Origin of the sequence: Flavobacterium album, assembly GCF_003096035.1 — a bacterium.
GTDB lineage: Bacteria > Bacteroidota > Bacteroidia > Flavobacteriales > Flavobacteriaceae > Flavobacterium > Flavobacterium album.
Window position 1 is genome coordinate 3,661,212 of sequence record NZ_CP029186.1, and the last position, 18,351, is coordinate 3,679,562.

Annotated in this window: 9 protein-coding genes; 5 read left to right on the plus strand and 4 right to left on the minus strand. The window is 43.9% G+C overall.

Translation table 11 applies throughout. The features are described 5' to 3' along the window. Window position 1: 1 nt before the first annotated feature. Entirely contained in the window at window positions 2-2,644 is a 2,643-nt protein-coding gene (locus HYN59_RS16455; RefSeq protein ID WP_181369470.1) for a hybrid sensor histidine kinase/response regulator transcription factor, read from the minus strand. Window positions 2,645-2,873: 229 nt separating this feature from the next. On the opposite strand from HYN59_RS16455, the gene HYN59_RS16460 reads away from it, so the two are divergent. From HYN59_RS16460 to HYN59_RS16480, 5 genes are all read left to right on the plus strand, one after another. Next, window positions 2,874-3,917, plus strand: a complete 1,044-nt coding sequence (locus tag HYN59_RS16460) for a ligase-associated DNA damage response exonuclease (protein ID WP_108779325.1) — start codon at window positions 2,874-2,876, stop codon at window positions 3,915-3,917. After that, window positions 3,914-5,518, plus strand: a complete 1,605-nt coding sequence (locus HYN59_RS16465) for an ATP-dependent DNA ligase (protein ID WP_108779326.1) — start codon at window positions 3,914-3,916, stop codon at window positions 5,516-5,518. Before HYN59_RS16460 ends, HYN59_RS16465 begins: the two co-directional genes overlap by 4 nt. Before the next feature lie 257 nt (window positions 5,519-5,775). Continuing rightward, window positions 5,776-8,235 carry a ligase-associated DNA damage response DEXH box helicase gene (locus HYN59_RS16470; RefSeq protein ID WP_108779327.1) on the plus strand — a complete coding sequence of 820 codons (2,460 nt, stop codon included), beginning with the start codon at window positions 5,776-5,778 and terminating at the stop codon, window positions 8,233-8,235. A 227-nt stretch (window positions 8,236-8,462) separates the two neighbouring features. Beyond that, the gene (gene pdeM / locus HYN59_RS16475) at window positions 8,463-9,047 is read left to right on the plus strand and encodes a ligase-associated DNA damage response endonuclease PdeM (RefSeq protein WP_342748358.1); all 585 of its coding nucleotides are present in this window, start codon (window positions 8,463-8,465) and stop codon (window positions 9,045-9,047) included. A 129-nt stretch (window positions 9,048-9,176) separates the two neighbouring features. Further along, window positions 9,177-10,937 carry an ABC transporter ATP-binding protein gene (locus tag HYN59_RS16480; protein ID WP_108779329.1) on the plus strand — a complete coding sequence of 587 codons (1,761 nt, stop codon included), beginning with the start codon at window positions 9,177-9,179 and terminating at the stop codon, window positions 10,935-10,937. A gap of 127 nt (window positions 10,938-11,064) precedes the next feature. Here HYN59_RS16480 and HYN59_RS16485 read toward each other — a convergent pair whose 3' ends face one another. From HYN59_RS16485 to HYN59_RS16495, 3 genes are read right to left on the minus strand one after another with little or no spacing between them, the layout of a single operon-like run. Further along, a complete protein-coding gene (locus tag HYN59_RS16485; protein WP_181369471.1) occupies window positions 11,065-13,005 on the minus strand; it encodes a DUF3857 domain-containing protein in 1,941 nt (646 codons plus the stop codon). Between the two features lie 29 nt (window positions 13,006-13,034). Next, window positions 13,035-14,939, minus strand: a complete 1,905-nt coding sequence (locus tag HYN59_RS16490; RefSeq protein WP_181369472.1) for a DUF3857 domain-containing protein — start codon at window positions 14,937-14,939, stop codon at window positions 13,035-13,037. Window positions 14,940-14,946: 7 nt separating this feature from the next. After that, on the minus strand, window positions 14,947-18,201 hold the full coding sequence (locus tag HYN59_RS16495; RefSeq protein ID WP_181369473.1) for a toxin-antitoxin system YwqK family antitoxin: 3,255 nt from the start codon (window positions 18,199-18,201) through the stop codon (window positions 14,947-14,949). Window positions 18,202-18,351 lie beyond the last annotated feature (150 nt).

The window sequence follows — 18,351 nt, forward strand, 5'->3', positions numbered from 1 at the left end:
ATTAAATCTGCTGATCTTTAGCAAATTGGCTGGGGCTTTTACCAAAGTGTTCCGTGAAAGATTTTGTGAAATACGACTGGCTGCTGAAGCCGCATTTGTAAGCGATCTCAGAAATATTGCCATCGTTGGCCAACAAAAGGTCTTTGGCTTTTTCGAGGCGGACCATACGGATAAAGTTGGTCGTAGAGAAGCCTGTCAACGCAGTAAGCTTCCTGTGCAGCTGGCTCCGGCTCACAGCCATGTCGTCGGACAATTCGTTAACCGAATAGTCAGTGTTGTCTATATTTTCAACAATACAGGCCGTCACTTTATTCACATAGGCATTATCACTTTTGATGCGCTCCTCGAATGTTTTTGGGGACTTGATGGAAGCTTGGTAAGCTTCCTTATTGCGCTGTATCGTGGTAAACAGGTTACGGATGGTAAGCTTCAGCTCATCCGGCGAGAAAGGTTTGGCAATATAAGCGTCCGCACCATACCCAAGGCCTTCAAGGCGGCTTTCGAGCGATGCCTTAGCCGAGAAAAGCACGACCGGAAGGTGATTTGCCAATTCATCTGAGCGTATTTCTTTCAGTAATCCTATGCCGTCTTTTTCGGGCATCATGATATCCGAAAGCACGATATCCGGCAATTCTTCGCGGATGAGGTCGATAGCCTCCTGTCCGTTCCTGGCATGGATAACCCTGAAGTTTTCCTGCAGTACCGATATGGTGAAGGCAGCCGTGTCCGGGTCGTCTTCCGCCAGCAGCAGTGTTGGTACGCCTTCCTGCTGTGCCACCGGAACTGTAGCAATATCCTGTTCCTGTACGGGGATGGATACCTTGAATGAGGTGCCCGAAGGATTGCTTTCCATCTGTATCGTTCCCTGTGCCAGCTCGACCAGTTCTTTTACTAATGATAATCCGATGCCGGTCCCGTTCGTTCCCGCAGCATATTTGCCCCTGAAAAAACGGCGGAATACTTTTTTCTGTTCCTTTTCAGGGATACCCGGCCCGTTGTCTTTTATCTCTAATACAAGGTTCCTACTTTTTATTTCCGACTTAACATGGATTTCCGATCCTTTAGGGCAATATTTTACGGCATTCCCTATGAGGTTGGATAGTATCTTTTCCAAAGCGTTCGATGGGAAGGAATAATTGCCGCCAAGGTTATTCTTATCGTTAATGATGTGTTTGTTATCCGATTCGGCTTCGCCTTCAAAGCTGCTTACGATATCATCGATAAAGTCGCCTATGCTGCCCGTAGTATGATTGAGCCTGAAACTGCCTTTGCCAAGCTTAGATGCATCCAGCAGCTCATCGACCAGGCATATTAGTTTTTTCGAGTTACGTTCCATCAGCAGCAGCTGTTCAGCGTTTTTAACACCCGGCTCCTGCTTCATTACCTGTATAGGGCCTTCAATGAGTGTGAGCGGTGTCCTTATCTCATGGAATATGTTCTCGAACATCTTCAGCTTCTCCTGCTCAAATTGCTGCGTTATCTTTCTTCTCTGGAAAAGAAGGTAAAAGATAAAACCCGCAATGAGCAGCAGTAAAAATGCGCCGAACAGTATAAGGTTGCGCTGGTTTTTCCCCCGTTCGATCTCCTGCTTGTTCAGCTGGAGCTCCTTTTCCTTTTTTTCGCTTTGGTACCTTATCTCAAGTTCATCAACTTCTTTCTGCTTTTGTACTGAGAACAGTCGCTGGCGTGCCTCGCTTTCCAGTTTTTTGTAGTAGTAAGCGTTCTTAAAGTCGCCTACAGATTCATAAGCAAGGCCTAAACGGTCATACAAAGCAGGCTTGAATTGGTCTTCGGGGCGTTTGTCGTTGACAGCAATGGCCTTTTTCATGTATTCAATCGCGCCCGCATAATTTTTATTTTCCAAATTGTAATCACCTATGTTCTGGTAGGCAGTCATCTGGTTTACAAGGTCGTTATGCCTGATTGCAAAGTCCAGGCTTTTTTCGTAATAGTAAACGCATGAATCCGGCTTAACGGTTTGGTAAGCTGCGCCAAGGGAATTGTAAACGGTTGCCAGGTATTCGGGCTGTTTTTTCTTTAAAAGTGTCTTTTCCGCCTCTTTAAGGGTTTTTACCGCTTCTTTAGGTGAGCCGGTAGAGATTTGAAGGATGGCAAGATTTGTAGTGATAAGCGCATAATATTGGTAATCGTTCCCATCTTTCTTGGCCTGTGCCGCAAGTTTCAGGTATTCCTCAGCCTTTTTTGGATTGTTTTGGTAAAAATAACAAACTCCTATCCCGTTGTAGATCGTACCTGCCAATGATTTTTCCTTATGCTTCTCGGCAAGCGCAAGCCCTTTCAGGTAAAAGGAAATGGCTTCCTTCATTTTGTTCTGCTTTTGATAGGCTTCCCCTATTTTGGCATACGACCTTATAACTACAACATGATTATTGTTTCTACGCCCGATTTCGATAGCCTTGTGCGAATAATATATCGCTGAATCAGGGTTTTGCCCCAGATAATAGGTTGCCATCTCTACATTTAGCTCACCCCTTCGCAAATCATTGGCATCTTTCATTAAATTCCGGATGGAATCTGCGGTATTCTGGCTAAAGGCTTTGTAAGGTGACAGGGTTAAGATTACCGCAAAAAGGAGTAAGACAAGATTCCCTCCTATTTTATAGCCGCGCGGCTTTATACTCAAAGTGTTATATTTAACTGACATATGGCTGGTTTCCGTGATTTTTTTTGCAAATATATAATAAGTCGTTATCCAACAAGCTTGTATTTACACTATTTGCTAACACTTTGTTAAATAGTTATCGCTTATTCCCACTCGAAATCTTTTTACTAATCCAACAACCGTTAAATTTCTTACAAACAACGCCTTTTAGAAAAATACAGTTTGTAACTTTATATAAAAGTGTATTGTAATGAAACAGCCCTTACTGGCATTTAACGATAAAGGCATATACTGCGCCGCAGCCGATGTATACCTGGACCCGTGGCGGGCAGTTCCAAAGGCCATTATTACGCACGGGCACAGCGATCACTCCCGCTGGGGGCATGGCAGCTATATCACCCATCACCTCAACGTACCCATTATAAAGCACAGGCTGGGTGACATTAACGTGGCCGGTAAGGACTGGGGCGAGACCTTTACTATAAATGGCGTAAAATTCAGCTTTCATCCTGCGGGGCATATTGTGGGCAGCGCGCAGGTACGGGTAGAGCACAAAGGGGAAGTTTGGGTATTTACGGGCGATTACAAAACCGAGGATGACGGGATTTCCACCCCTTATGAAGTGGTGAAATGCCACACCTTTATTACTGAAAACACCTTTGGCCTCCCCTGCTTTAAATGGCAGCCACAGGCAGAAGTAATGGCCGAGGTGAATGCCTGGTGGTCGCAAAACCGCGCCGAAGGTCAAACCTCCATTCTGTTTGGCTACACACTGGGCAAGGCACAGCGCCTGCTAAAGCACCTCGACCCGTCTATAGGCCCGATATTTACCCACGGGGCCGTAGAGAACATGACACGGGTTATCCGGCAAATGGTGGATATGCCCGAAACTACACTCATAACCCGCGATACCAAAAAAGAAGAACTACAGGGCAGTATTATACTTGCGCCCCCATCGGCACACGGCAGTACGTGGATACGACGTTTCACTCCTTATGTAACGGGTTCTGCAAGCGGCTGGATGGCTTTTCGCGGGGCACGAAGGCGCAGGGCTATTGACAAGGGATTTGTAATGAGTGACCATTGCGACTGGGCAGGCCTGCTGGAAAGCATACAGGCTACCGGCGCCGAAAAGATAATCTGCACCCATGGTTATAGTGATATTTTTAGCACTTACCTTAGGGAACTGGGCTATGATGCGCGCACCGAGCATACACAATACGAAGGAGACGAAGGCGAAACCGACACCATGGAGCCGGATGAATTCACAACTGAGGAAGGAGGCGAATCATGAAGAATTTTGCCGAACTCATAAAAACACTCGACAGCAGCAACAAAACTAATGTAAAGGTTGATGCGCTTACACAATACTTCCGCACTGCGGGAGATACTGACAAGGTGTGGACGATAGCTATACTCTCCCACCGCAGGCCGCCACGCCCGGTAAATACCAACCTGCTGCGCATGTGGGCGGCAGAGCTTGCTAACATCCCGTTGTGGCTGTTTGAGGATTCCTACCACATTGTGGGCGACCTGGCCGAAACAATTGCACTGATTATCCCAACCTCTAAAGACCATAGCGAAAAAACGCTGACGGAATTTGTGGAGGAAATGATCACACTGAAACGAAAAACAGATACCGAAAAGAAAGAGTACCTGCATACCAACTGGCTTTCGCTAAATTATTATGAGCGATTTGTGTTTACCAAGCTGATAACAGGCAGTTTCCGCATCGGCGTAAGCCAAAAACTGATGACCCGCGCGCTGAGCAAGGCCACCGGCGTAAATGAAGATGTACTTGCCTATAAGCTCATGGGTGAATGGGATCCGGCACGGATAAGCTTTGAGAAATTAGTGCTTACCGAAAAGGAAGATGATAACCTGAGCCGCCCCTACCCTTTTTACCTGGCCTATGCCGTAGAGGGTGAGCCTGAGGACCTGGGCGATGTAGCGCAATGGAGCGCCGAGCATAAATGGGACGGCATCCGCAGCCAGACGATCATCCGAAACGGGCAGCTTTATGTGTGGAGCCGGGGCGAAGAGCTGGTTACAGATAAGTACCCGGAGTTCAACAGTTTTCTGGGCGTAATCCCTGATGGAACTGTAATAGACGGCGAAATACTGCCATGGATTGATGGCGGCATCGGCTTGTTCAACGACCTGCAAACACGTATCGGCCGCAAGGTAGTTTCGCCTGCGCTGCTAAAGAAAACCCCGGTTGTAATCCGTGCCTACGACCTTTTGGAATGGGAAGGCCGGGATATACGCACACTGCCTTATACGGAACGCCGTGAGCTTTTGGAACAACTGTTTGAGCAGATAAAAGACTACCAACTGCCGTTGCAGCTTTCGGAACGGATAAAGCTAAACGACTGGGATGAAGCCCTGCACGAAAAAGCCAAAGCCCGCGAGCTGCGAAGTGAAGGCCTTATGTTTAAGCGAAATGACTCTGCTTATGGGGTGGGCCGTAAAAAAGGCGACTGGTGGAAATGGAAGCTCGACCCTTTCAGCATTGATGCCGTTCTTACCTATGCCATGCGGGGCAGCGGCCGCCGTGCCACCCTGTTTACCGATTATACTTTCGCCCTTTGGCAAACCAATGAGGATGGCACAAAAGAACTGGTGACGTTTGCAAAAGCGTATTCCGGGCTGACCGATGCCGAATTCCGCATGGTTGATGACTACATCAAAAAAAATACGCTCGACCGTTTTGGCCCGGTGCGCAGCGTAACGCCAAAACTGGTATTTGAAATTGGCTTTGAGGGCATTGCTTTTTCAGGCAGGCACAAAAGTGGCGTGGCAACGCGTTTTCCGCGGATACTGCGCTGGCGGCATGATAAAACCATTGAAGAGGCAAACAGCATAGACGATTTAAAAGACATGATACCAAAATAGGCCGTTTAACCGAATTTAAATAAATGTCTATTATGAATTTAACCACATAACTTGTCCCGCCAATTGCGGGAGGCACATAGTTTTAGAAGGAATATAAAGCTCAATTAATTGACACAGAGCATGAAGCTTCGCTTCACTATGTGTGAATATGTTTCCTTTATCGACAATAAATAACTATGAAACCTATGTATCTATGTGGTTAATTTAAATTTAGGTATTCACTAAATATATTTTTGGCAACCAAACTATAAACAAACATGAACAGGGAACAGCTTTTCGGCATTGCTACAGACTGGTTTACCAACCGGGGGTGGAAACCGTTCCCATTCCAGACACAAACATGGACGGCTTTTCTACAGGGGAAGCACGGCCTGCTGAACGCCCCTACCGGCAGCGGGAAAACGTATGCTCTGTGGATGCCCATCGTGCTCGACTATATAAAAAGCAACCCTGACTATAAGACCAAACACAAACCCGGGCTTAAAGCCATCTGGATAACACCGCTGCGGGCACTTTCAGTAGAAATAAAGCAGGCGGCAGAACGTGTAGCCAATGAGCTTGAAACGGGAATGACGGTAGGCGTTCGTACGGGCGACACTTCATCTTCAGAAAGGACGAAGCAGAAAACCAAAATGCCCGACCTGCTTATCACCACGCCCGAAAGCATGCAGCTGATGCTTGCCTCTAAAGATTATGCCTCAGTATTTAAAACCTGTCGCGCCATAGTTATAGACGAATGGCACGAACTCCTGGGAACCAAGCGCGGCGTGCAGGTGGAACTTGCCCTCAGCCGGTTAAAAACAGTCGCTCCAAAAATGCGTATCTGGGGGATATCGGCTACTATTGGTAACTTGCAGCAGGCTATGGAAGTGCTGCTGGGCCCGCGATCTGAAGCTTTGGAAAATTCCTCAATGATAAGGGCGCACATCAACAAAAAGATAAATGTTATTTCTGCGATCCCCGAAAAAATGGATGCCTACCCCTGGCGCGGACACATGGGGCTCCATCTGGTTAAAGAGGTAGCAGACATCATTAATAAAAGCCGGACTACCCTGATATTCTGCAATACGCGTTCGCAGTGCGAACTATGGTTCCAGGCGCTGCTTGCCAAATATCCCGAATTTGCCGGGGAACTCGCCATGCACCATGGAAGTATTGCCCGCGAAACCAGGCAGTGGGTAGAACAGGCGATACGCGATGAGCAGCTGAGAGCAGTGGTTTGTACGTCCAGCCTTGACCTGGGCGTTGACTTCGCACCGGTGGAAACTGTAATACAGATAGGCGGTCCGAAAGGGGTAGCGCGCTTTTTGCAGCGGGCAGGGCGCAGCGGCCACCGCCCCGGACAGGAAAGCAATATCTACTTTCTGGCAACCCATGCTATAGAGCTGGTTGAAGCCAGTGCCCTGCGCCGCGCCGTTCAGGAAACCGTGGTGGAAGACCGCGTACCTTACCTTAACAGCTGGGATGTGCTGGTGCAATACCTTGTTACCCTTGCCGTGAGCGATGGCTTTTACAGTGATGCTATTTTTAAGGAAGTGCAAAGCACCTTTTGCTATCAGGGCATGACGGCAGAAGACTGGCAGTTCTGCCTCAATTTTATTACCCGTGGCAGCCAGAGCCTGCAGGCGTATGACGAATATAAAAAGGTAGAGATCGAACCCGATGGGAAATTTAAGGTAAACAGCCGGCAGGTTGCGCTGCGCCACCGGATGCAGATAGGAACTATTGTAGGCGATTCTGTAATGAATGTAAAGTTTTTAGGCGGTGGCTACATTGGCAGTGTCGAAGAATGGTTCGTCTCCAAGCTGAATCCTGGCGATGTATTTATATTCGCGGGCCGCAAGCTGGAGCTGTCACGCATACGAAATATGGAAGTGCTGGTACGCATGGCAAGCCCGTCAGCAAAAGCTGTCCACGCCAGCTGGATGGGTGGCCGGCTCACGTTGTCCAGCCAGATGAGTGAACTTATACGCGAGGAATTATATGCCGCAAATACGGATGATATGAGCTATGAGCTGAAATCGCTTGGGCCCATGTTCGCCCGCCAACGGAAAGAAAGCATCGTGCCTGCCGCGAGCCAGTTCCTTATAGAAACGTTTAAGACACGTGAAGGCTACCATGCTATTTTTTACCCTTTCGAGGGGCGGTATGTACACGAAGCCTTAGCCAGTATTATGGCCTATCGCATCAGCCTGCTGAGCCCGATAACATTTTCCCTGGCCTATAATGATTATGGGTTTGAACTGCTCTCTGACACGGAAATAGATATGCAGCAGGTTCTTGACAACGACTTGTTTTCGCCGGTTCACCTCCATGCCGACCTGCAGCACAGCCTCAACGCGACCGAAATGGCCAGGCGGAAATTTCGCGATATTGCCGTGATAGCAGGGTTGGTATTTACCGGATATCCCGGCAAGGTGGTCAAAACCAAGCACCTTCAAAGCAGCAGCCAGCTTATCTTTGAAGTGTTCCGGGATTATGAGCCCAATAACCTTTTATTCCAGCAGGCCTACCGCGAAACTTTTGAACACCAGTTGGAAGAAGGCAGGCTGCTGATCGCACTTGAGCGGATAGCACAGCAGGAAATTGTGTGGAAGCGCTGTGACAAGCCCACGCCATTCAGCTTCCCCATCATAACGGACAGGCTGCGCGAACGCTTATCCAGCGAGACCCTTGCCGAAAGGATAAAGAAAATGACGGCAAGCTATATGAAATAAAGATTTTTTTTGCCACGAATTACACGAATTTTCACAAATTGCGTTTCTCAGAAAGAGTGGAAAAATTAGTGGAAATTTGTGTAATTCGTGGCTAAATCTTTTGGTGCGTCTGCCCTGATAATGGATAGCATATTATTCAAACTTCCAAAACATAGTGGTATTTTTGCAGCATGACATTGGAGGTTTCGATAAACAATCACGATTTTGTATTGCATTGCTCCGGCGCAATGTATTGGATCCAAAAAAAGATGCTGCTAATCAGTGACGCGCATTTGGGCAAAGTATCGCACTTTCGCAAGCATGGGGCCGCTATACCGGGCGGCATCATCCATAAAAATTTTATAAAGCTCGACGAGGCGATACATCACTTCAATCCCGAAAGTATTTGTTTTTTGGGCGACCTTTTTCACAGCGAATTAAATAACGAATGGCAGTTATTCCAAAACTGGGTAGTCCGGACTAACATTCCTATTGTATTAGTTGCCGGTAATCACGACATCATCAATCCTGCTAAATATCACGACATCAACATTCAGATTGTTAGCGATTGGGAACTCGACGGCGTACTGCTTACCCATTATCCTGAAATTCGCGAAGGCTTTTTTACATTGTGCGGGCACATACATCCTGCCGTGGAATTACGCGGGGCGGGGCGGCAGTATTTGAAGCTTCCCTGCTTCTTTAAGTCCCATGGGCAAATGATATTACCTGCGTTTGGCGAATTTACGGGTACCTATGTTATGCAGCCGCTGCAGGACGATGTAGTTTATGCCATAATAAAAGATGCTGTTATTAAAGTCGCATTCGATTAATAAAGTTTTCATAATCAGACCTGCCAAATTATTCTCTAACTTTGATCTTTATTTAATCATTTTCCGGTCAGGGAAAATACTTCATAATAATCCCTGTTATCCATTAATTCCAAGTTTTGACAAACACTCATGAAAATATTATTCCGTTATTTAAAACAGTATAAAGCTACTGTATTGCTTGCATTGGCGCTGGCAACCATTAACCAGATCTTTTCGCTTTTAGACCCTTTTATCTTCCAAAAAATCATTGATGACGTAGCCACGGTATACAGGGCAGAAAACCATACTGTGAACCAGTTCTTTATGGCGATACTTCCTTTATCGGCTGCATCAGTGGGGGTTGCGTTTGTAAGCCGCATCGCCAAGAATTTCCAGGATTATTATATCAGCACCATCACACAACGCGTTGGCGCGCAGATATATGCCGATGGTATCAGCCACTCGCTACTGCTTCCTTTCGAATCTTTTGAAGACCAGCGTTCGGGGGAGACTTTGGGCATCCTTCAAAAGGTGCGTACCGATGTGGAGAAGATCATCCTTACGGGCATAAACATCCTGTTTCAGTCGGTTATAGCACTAATATTCATATCCATTTATGCCTTTACGGTGCATTGGGCCATCCTGCCTTTGTTTCTTGCCACAGGTCCGCTGATTGCCTGGATAAGTTCTGTACTGAGCAAAAAGATCAAGACCATACAGGTGCAGATCGTAAAACAGTCTACCGGCCTGGCGGGATCTACAACAGAATCATTGCGGAATATCGAGCTCGTAAAATCGTTAGGGCTAGCAAAACAGGAAATAGCCCACCTTAATGCTACAACGCAGAAAATACTTAAGCTGGAGCTCAAAAAGGTGAAATATGTACGCTCCATGTCGTTCATACAGGGCACCTGCGTAAATTTACTGCGTACACTGATGGTACTTGTACTTATTTACCTTATCTACCAGGGCAAGATCACGTTGGGGCAATTCTATACGCTTAACATCTATTCGTTCTTCCTGTTCGGGCCGCTACAGGAGATCGGCAATGTAGTGAATACCTACCGCGAAGTGGAAGTATCACTGCAAAATTTCGACGACATCTTTAAAATACCTGTAGAAGAAAAGCCGAAGAACCCGCACCCTATCATCAATATCGACACCCTTGAATTCGAAAATGTAAAATTCAGGCACCAGTCGGCTAATAAAGATGCCCTTAAAAATATCAGCTTTAAAGCACAGCGTGGCGAAACACTTGCTTTCGTCGGACCGTCAGGCTCGGGTAAATCGACCCTTGTAAAATTGCTGGTAGGCCTGTACCGCCCTAAAGAAGGAAAGATATTGTATAACGGCCATAATTATGACGAGATCGACTTCGACCAGCTTCGGGAGCGTATCGGCTTTGTTACACAGGACACGCAGCTGTTCTCCGGTACGATACGGGAAAACCTGCTGTTCGTAAACCCGTCAGCTACCGATGAGCAATGCCTTGAGGTTCTCCGGCAGGCTGCCTGCCACACGTTGCTCGACAGGGCCGAAAATGGGCTGGACACTATTATTGGCGAAGGCGGCGTAAAAGTATCGGGTGGTGAAAAGCAGCGCCTGAGCATCGCACGTGCGTTACTGCGCAACCCTAACCTTCTGGTATTTGACGAGGCGACTTCATCACTCGATTCCCTTACGGAGGAGGAGATCTCCGAAACCATACGCGAGGTATCTATCGATAAGACCCACCTTACCATTGTTATTGCGCACCGCCTCAGCACCATCATGCACGCCACCAATATCTTCGTTTTAGAAAAAGGGAATATCGTGGAAAGCGGGTCGCATAACGATCTTATAAACCTTAAGGGACTATACTACGCGCTCTGGAGGCAGCAGATTGGTGAGAGGGAAAAATCGGAGCATTAAGAGTTTTGCATCTGACATATGAGCCGTTATCCATGCTGGATAATTCGCCAAAATGGTATAAATAAAATGAGCCCGGTAAAAATACCGGGCTCATTTTATCTACGCTGACTTGTGAAACAAGCCACACTTATTTATTCAGGATAACAACAATTTTATTGAAATCGGCAGCAGCATTGATCACTGCACGATAGGCCTCGAAATTTTCCATAGGGTAATTAAGGATATTGTAATATTCCGTATTTTCTACAATGATCTCATTGCCTTTTTTCTCGTACTTGCTGATAAATGCAGCTTCAGTCTTACCATTCACGGCTAAAGTTTTATCCATGTTGAATTTATCAAGGTTTTTAACCGTAGCGCCATCCGGCAGGATAATCTTTATTTTGCGCGTGTAAGAGTGCGGATGGTTTATCTCTACAGGAAGTACCCTCTTGTTTTCCTGGTAAAGCTCCATTTGTTTGCCTATAGTCTGCCCTACAGAGAATAAATAGTTTTCGCCAGCCTTGTGTATAAGGTCTTTACCATCAAAAGTAATATCCATAATAAACGGCTTTTTACCGATAAAATCCACGCCGTCATTTGTAGTTGTAAGTGTTTTATACTCCGTCTCTACCGTATAATTCTCGGCAATGCTTTTAAGTACAGTCTTATAATTCTCAGCCGGTGCAAAATCTTTTATCGGCTGGAAATTCAATGCTGAATACCCGCCGAATTGTATTTTACTTGTCACCATCGGATTTTCCATGTCTTTAGAAAAATCGACAGTGATATCCATAATGTCATGCGTTATGTCAGCGCCGGGAATCTCAATCATGGCCACTTCACCTATGCCCATTTTGGTACCTGCAAAAGCTTTTTCTTTTATAAATAACCCGTTTGTTCCTGCCAGTTCTTCAGGTATAAGCGGTATCCTGTATTCTACTTCCAATGGTGTCATGTATTTTTTGATCGACGGGAAATAAAACAGCAGCTCGTCCAGGTTTTCGTAGCTTTCAAAATCTTTGTCAAATGCCACCTTGTAACGGCTGGATGTCAGCACAAGGTTATTCTCTACACCCATTGTTGTAAATACCGCAATGTACAGCCTTAAAATATCCGTCTGGTTGGCCTGTTTTGACTTTATGATATCCTGAAGCGATTCCTGTCCATCAATATACCTTTTGTAGGTTATGGTTTTTTTTATCTTATTTTCGATATTCCAAACCTGTTCCTGCAAATCAGACGATTTGGCTATGCCCTTACAAAAATCGGCTATGGCATTTTGGTCTTTTTTACTATATTCAGGATGAAACCTGTCGTACAGGTTGGTAGAAAACTCTTTAAAACTGAAAAGGTTTTTTGTGCCGTTTGCTAAATTCTCATCCAGTTTATATCGAAAACGCTTAATATTGCTGTTCCAGTTCGAATACTTTTCGTCATCGTTCAGGGCAGGCGTATCGGTATCACTTACAGTTAGTGTATTTAATTTTGCCGATGGCGCCTTTTGGGTAATAACCGCTTCAGGAAGCCCATTATAGCTTTTAGTACGGAAAACCAGGTGATCCGGATAAATCAGCTGGAATTCACTCTTGGCAATTGGGTATTCATCCTGTAACTTGATTGTCCGCCCTTTTAGTTCAGGAGTTTCTTCAAGTATGAATATGGTTTCTATGACTGCTCCTTTCTCGAGGCCGTTTACTGCAAAATATTTGTATTTGACACCTCTTTCTTCGTCAGTCTCTTCTTTGATATCGCCTTTTTTAAGTTCGATCACTTTACCGCTTTTCAACAATACACGCGCCTTGGTAGCAATTACATTTTCATTAGAACCGTATGGAATATATATCCTGTTATTACGCTCTACCGCATCATCGCTGTTTATATATATTTTTTCGTGCGACAGATAATATTGCAACGCCCCGTTCTTGCCCGGAACAAGCTCTATCTTAATATTACGCTCGAGTATCGCTTCTTTTTCATCTTTGTATTTGGCCGGGATTTCCGGTTTTGTTTGCTTCTCATCCCAATTGTAATTTTTAAAAGAACAGTCCTGGGCATAGCTGTAACCACAGCATAGGACAAAAAGCAATAATGCAGTTTTTATTCTGAGGGTCAAATTCATTTTTCGATAAGTATTAAGGTTTGTGTATAGGCGCTTTTGAGTTTTTTTATGGTCTCCGTCCATAATGCAAAGTCGGCTTTTTCCAGCAATATCTTTTTAATCTGTATTTTTGCAGCCAGCGATATGATTCCCCCGCTGTTGGTATATTTAAAATCGGCTTTCATTACATCATTATCAAGGCTGAAATTGTCAGGCAGATATTTTACCGAATAATTTTTTGGGATCTCCAGGTTATAAATGACATTTTCTGATGAGAGATAATCCAGGTCATAAGACGTTACACGATCCGGCTCTAGTGTAAGCTTTTCGTAAGTGTGATCCATACAAAGGTTTATATACAGCTCCTTATCTACCTGTATGGCATAATCGTCAAGCTCAAAATTAAAATTAACCTGATAAGGCTTGTCGCGGTCTTGTATATTTGCTTCGGTATAGTCTTTAAGATAAAACTTATTGCTCCCCATCAGGACAAGGCTTTTTATCATTTCGAAACGAGTTTTCCCTGAAGCATCGCCAAGCTGTGATAAAATATTGCTTCTTGAATAGCCACTGTAACTGAATGCCCCCGAACCTACGATTTTTTCCTTATCAAGGCTCAGCTTTATAACTCCGGCAGCTTCATTATTTTCGGCTGCGACAACAGGAACGCGGATAATTTTATAGGTATCCCCATTGCTGATAAGGACTTCTTTCCCCTGGATAAACGCTGTAGGGATGCCGTATCGGGTTTCGCGATCGGTGGCATCAAGAAATATATAATTGCCATTATCATTATATACGGCTATCATGTGGTTGTCTACCGCTGGCGTAGAAAGCTCTTCATAAGAATACGGTATATCGCGCGTGCCAACCCAGGAAACAGTAACATTTTTAACTCCTGCATAATGGGCCATAGCGCTTGTAATGCTGGCCATGTCTTTACAGTCGCCAAACTTACGCTTGCATACCAACGCTGCTTCGCGCGGGATAAAGCCTTCATACCCATTTTCGAAAGCGATGTACTTAATATTGTCCTTCACCCAGTAGAAGATCTTTTTTACTTTTTCGTTATCCACTGTAAGGCCGGCTACAAGCTCCGCAGTGATAGCTTTAAGTTCTGTATCTTCCGTTTTATTGAGGTTTTTTGTAAATGCTTTGTAGTAATCATAGAGTTTTTCAGTGTTGTCCAGTACATTTATTTTTTTGGAATCTACTGTATAATCTTTCACATAAATGTTGATGTGCGGTATAAAATAGCGGAAACCTGGATTATTAGGTTCCATTTTTATTGCTTTTACATTTTTTAGCGTCCAGCGGTATATAAACTTGCCTTTCTTTTCAGACTTGGAAAATTCTATGGTGTTATCAGGGTCGTTAAAAATACGGTAGCCGATGGTTATGTCTTTGTCTGCACGTACTTCAAGGGTAGAATCGAGCATAGGGTAGCCGCTGCCAAAAATATAGCTTTGCAGCAAAAACGGGTCTAAAAATTCGGTCTGTACCGAATATACTTTCCTCGCTCCCGCTTCCAGGTTGGGGAAAATGAGCTGGCGTTCCTTAACATCATTATAAAAAACACCATTTTGCCTTGACTGTTTTTCGTTGGTTTGCGTAACCTTGATTTTGCGCTCTTTGCCTTTGTCATTAACTATTGAGAAAGCCTCATATTCCTTCAGCTTAACCAATTCTGAATATGAAAAATCTTCTTCATTGTTCTGGATGCCATTTTCTGACATGATCATCGATTCGTAATATTTACTGCGCAGCACACGCAGCTTTTTGTCTTCTACAAAAATATCATACGAGCTCTTATCACTAATGATCAGCTCATTAACATCAGCGTACATTTTCTTGTATTCTGAAAACGAGCCCGGTTTTTCCTGTGCTGATGCCTGCAATGCCAGAAGCGGCAAAAGCACCATAAGAAATTTATTTAATCTCGACAAGTACATCTGAATCATAGCGTTTAGTCTGGGATACTGTCCCGTTAGTATATACCTTGCAAAGGCCGTGCATCTGGTCATTTTTGTATTCGGCTGTCACCCACGGCCTGCCGTCTTCTTTAAAAAATTCCTGAAGGCCTTCAAAAGATGAATTTTTAAAATTTTCTTTCTTGTATATTTTGCCGTTGGCATAATATTCTATGCGGGTGCCGTTCAAGAGGCCTTTATCATAGTTACTTTCATACTCCGGTTTTCCGTCAGGGCTGCTGATCATAAATTTCCCATCAAGGTTGCCATTTAAGTAATTAACTTCCATCGCATTTTTCCCGTTAGCGTAAACCGATACGATCTTGGCAGTCTGGCCGGTAATTGGCTTTTTTTCAGATAACTTTCCATCCTTGCCTAACGCTATGTAATAAATCAGCTGGTTACGCCTGTAACCCAATATGAGTATATTATCCCCTTCAAGATTATAATATTTTACTTCCCCTTCTATTTCCTCGTCATACTGGGTAGTTTCAGAGAATTTATTTTTATTGCTGTAATAACGTGTAGTTGTCCCCGTATTATTGCCAAAAAGATAGGTGTCCGCTAACCTGAGGTTACCTGCAATATCATAAATTTTACTTATGCCATTCTCGCGCCCTGCATAATACTCCTTGTCTAACAAAGGCGCTCCTGTAGGGCCGTTTTTAAGGTACCTGCCATGCCTGCTTCCATTTGCATAGTTGCACTGAATGTACACATTGCCTGTTTTATCTTTAATAGTATAGCTGCCGTTCAGCATTCCGTTAGCTAATGTGTATTCATGTACCAAAGTGCCTTTATAGTAAAGGTTCTTAATTTTGCTGCTGTTATTGGTATAGTCTACTTCATTTTCTTTTTTACCGTCAGTATCAAAGGTTTCTATCTTTACTTCAACACCCGCCTTGTAGGTAGTGATTTCGCTTGGATTTCCATTTTGCCAGTAATCATATCTTTTCGAATATAATACATCATTTAAATAAAAACTCTCAGACGAAACTTTTCCGTCATGATAAAAGGTTTTTGCCGGGCCGCTTGCCTTTCCGTGATTGTAATAATAAGTACCCGAAAGGATGCCATAATCATACCTTTCATAGATACCCTGCAGTGAGTCGTTTACATAGTTAGCTATGCTGGCCAGCCTGCCGTCATCATTGTAACCGAATGATTTGCCGGACTGCAGCCCATTTTGGTAACTTTCTTTGCTCCTTAAAATACCGGTGCTGTAAAAATAATCCCATTCGCCTATTTTTTTGCCCTTTTCATATTTGCCGGCGGTAATTGTCATCCCTTCAAGCGTTTTAATAGTGTATGTGCCTTTATTTACCGGGACTTCTGAAGGTTTTGTGTTACCGGCCGTATATTGGAGGCCCGACCTGATCTCATTAGCCTTATAATTTTCCTGAAAATAGAGTTCGCTATTACTATTGTAGTAGTTATAGCCGGATGCATTACCGTCTTTATCATAGGTAACTTCATAGGATTTTTTGCCATTAGCAAAATTAACGACACCTTTTGTAGGAATATTGTTTACAAAAGTGGTTTCTTCCTGAATGGTACCGTTTGGAAAATACTTTTTAAATGGTGAAGAAATGATGCCTGCTTGATAGTCAAGTTCTGATTTTACAACTTTGCCATTGTAGTATTCCATCGATTTACCTTCGCGTTTATCCATAACAAATGAGTCTTCGCTGGATATGTTGCCTGCTTTATCATAAGCAATATATTTACCGTTAAGCTTGCCATTGGAATAATTTTCCTCCGTTTTCTTAGTGCCGTTTTCATAAAGGCAGATCAAGGTTCCCTCACGCTCACCGTTAACAAAATTTCCTTCGCAGGCTTTACCTCCATTCAGGTAATATGATGTGCAGATACCATGAAGCTTGTCATCTTTATAATTTTCTACCAGTTCGATATTGCCGTTCTCAAAATAGGTTGTCCTTTTGCCGTTGAGCTTGCCATTTGTAAAGTATTTTTCTTCAGTAACATTCCCTTTTGAATTATAATATTTCTGCAGGCCTTCAACTTCGTCATTTACAAAGTTTAGTTCCGATATCATGTTACCATTGGAGTTAAGTACTTTATACTTACCTTCTTTTTTGCCATTTACCACTTTACCCAAAAGATACGGTTTCCCATTTTGGAGGTATACCACTACCTCTTCCTGTTTTCCAAAAAGGTCTACTTTACGCTTTGCAAAAACATCCCAGAAATCGTTGGCAATATAGCCGTCAGTAAAAGCCTGCATCTTCTTATTCTGCGATGTAAGCTTTTTACCCAGCTTTTCTTTAAGGCTCATCAAAATATAATAAGAGAATCCTTCAAACTGCTTCTTTTTCGACATGTCCGCTAGCCACGGAATATAGGTAGTTTCAAAAAAACCGTTTTGTATTTTGTGCTCAGGCGCATAATCTATTATTGCCTGTACCTGGCGGATGATTATATCATCAAATTCCGAGTTTACTTTATAAACGCTCTTTAACGGCAGTGAGTTCCTGAGGATGACGTCAATGTCTTCAAAATTATCACCTCCCGCCCTCGAAAACGTAAGTTTGCTTTTATCCAGATAGTTATCTGCAAATTTCTTATTCAGCTTACTTATAATCTCTGGGCCGGCAGAACTCTCCGGAGCCAGCGTAAGATAGGCCAGTAAAGCCATGGTGCCTTCTACAGCACGCCCGTCTTCCAGCGCTATAAGGCCTAAAAGGTAATGTGACCCCAGATGGTTTGGGTTAATGGTAATGGCTTTTTCAAGCAGGTCGACACTTTTTTGCCGCTCTTCTTTCCGTACATAAAGCAATGCCATGTTGTACAGCAGGGAGCTTGAATTTGGGAATAATTTCTGGGCTTCCAAAAACATCTTCTCAGACTTCTCATATTCTTTGCGGTCACTTAAAAAGTTACCATAAGACATATAAAAATCAGGCACTTCGGCCATATATCCTTTTGCAAAAGCATTTTCGTAAAACGCATTAGCGGCCTCTTTATCTTCGCTTGCAGCAAGAGCTATGGCTTTTTCATATTGTGCGGTGTAATAATTCGGATCATTTGTAACGAGCTTATCAAATTGCTTAACTGCCTCAGCATACTTTTGTTCGTCATACAACCTGATGCCTTCAGCAAGAAATGCGCTACCATCATAAACAGCTGAATAGTCTACCTGGGCGTAGGCTGTGCTGCAAAGCCCAAGAACAAGGGCTGCCATTATGTTTTTCATGGGGGAATAATATTTTTCCAAATATAATTTTTTTAACAAACACACAGCGCCCTTCTTAAAGTTTTCTAAAAATTTTTTAAAGCATGACACCAAAAACATTTACAGAACTAAACTAATAAGTTATAATTTAATGAATATAAAACACATACG

Coding starts and splice junctions, on each gene's coding strand:
- HYN59_RS16490 (WP_181369472.1), bottom strand. CDS start 14,939: ATGGTGCTTTTGCCGCTTCTGGCATTGCAGGCATCAGCACAGGAAAAA.
- HYN59_RS16460 (WP_108779325.1), top strand. CDS start 2,874: ATGAAACAGCCCTTACTGGCATTTAACGATAAAGGCATATACTGCGCC.
- HYN59_RS16470 (WP_108779327.1), top strand. CDS start 5,776: ATGAACAGGGAACAGCTTTTCGGCATTGCTACAGACTGGTTTACCAAC.
- HYN59_RS16495 (WP_181369473.1), bottom strand. CDS start 18,201: ATGAAAAACATAATGGCAGCCCTTGTTCTTGGGCTTTGCAGCACAGCC.
- HYN59_RS16480 (WP_108779329.1), top strand. CDS start 9,177: ATGAAAATATTATTCCGTTATTTAAAACAGTATAAAGCTACTGTATTG.
- pdeM (WP_342748358.1), top strand. CDS start 8,463: ATGTATTGGATCCAAAAAAAGATGCTGCTAATCAGTGACGCGCATTTG.
- HYN59_RS16465 (WP_108779326.1), top strand. CDS start 3,914: ATGAAGAATTTTGCCGAACTCATAAAAACACTCGACAGCAGCAACAAA.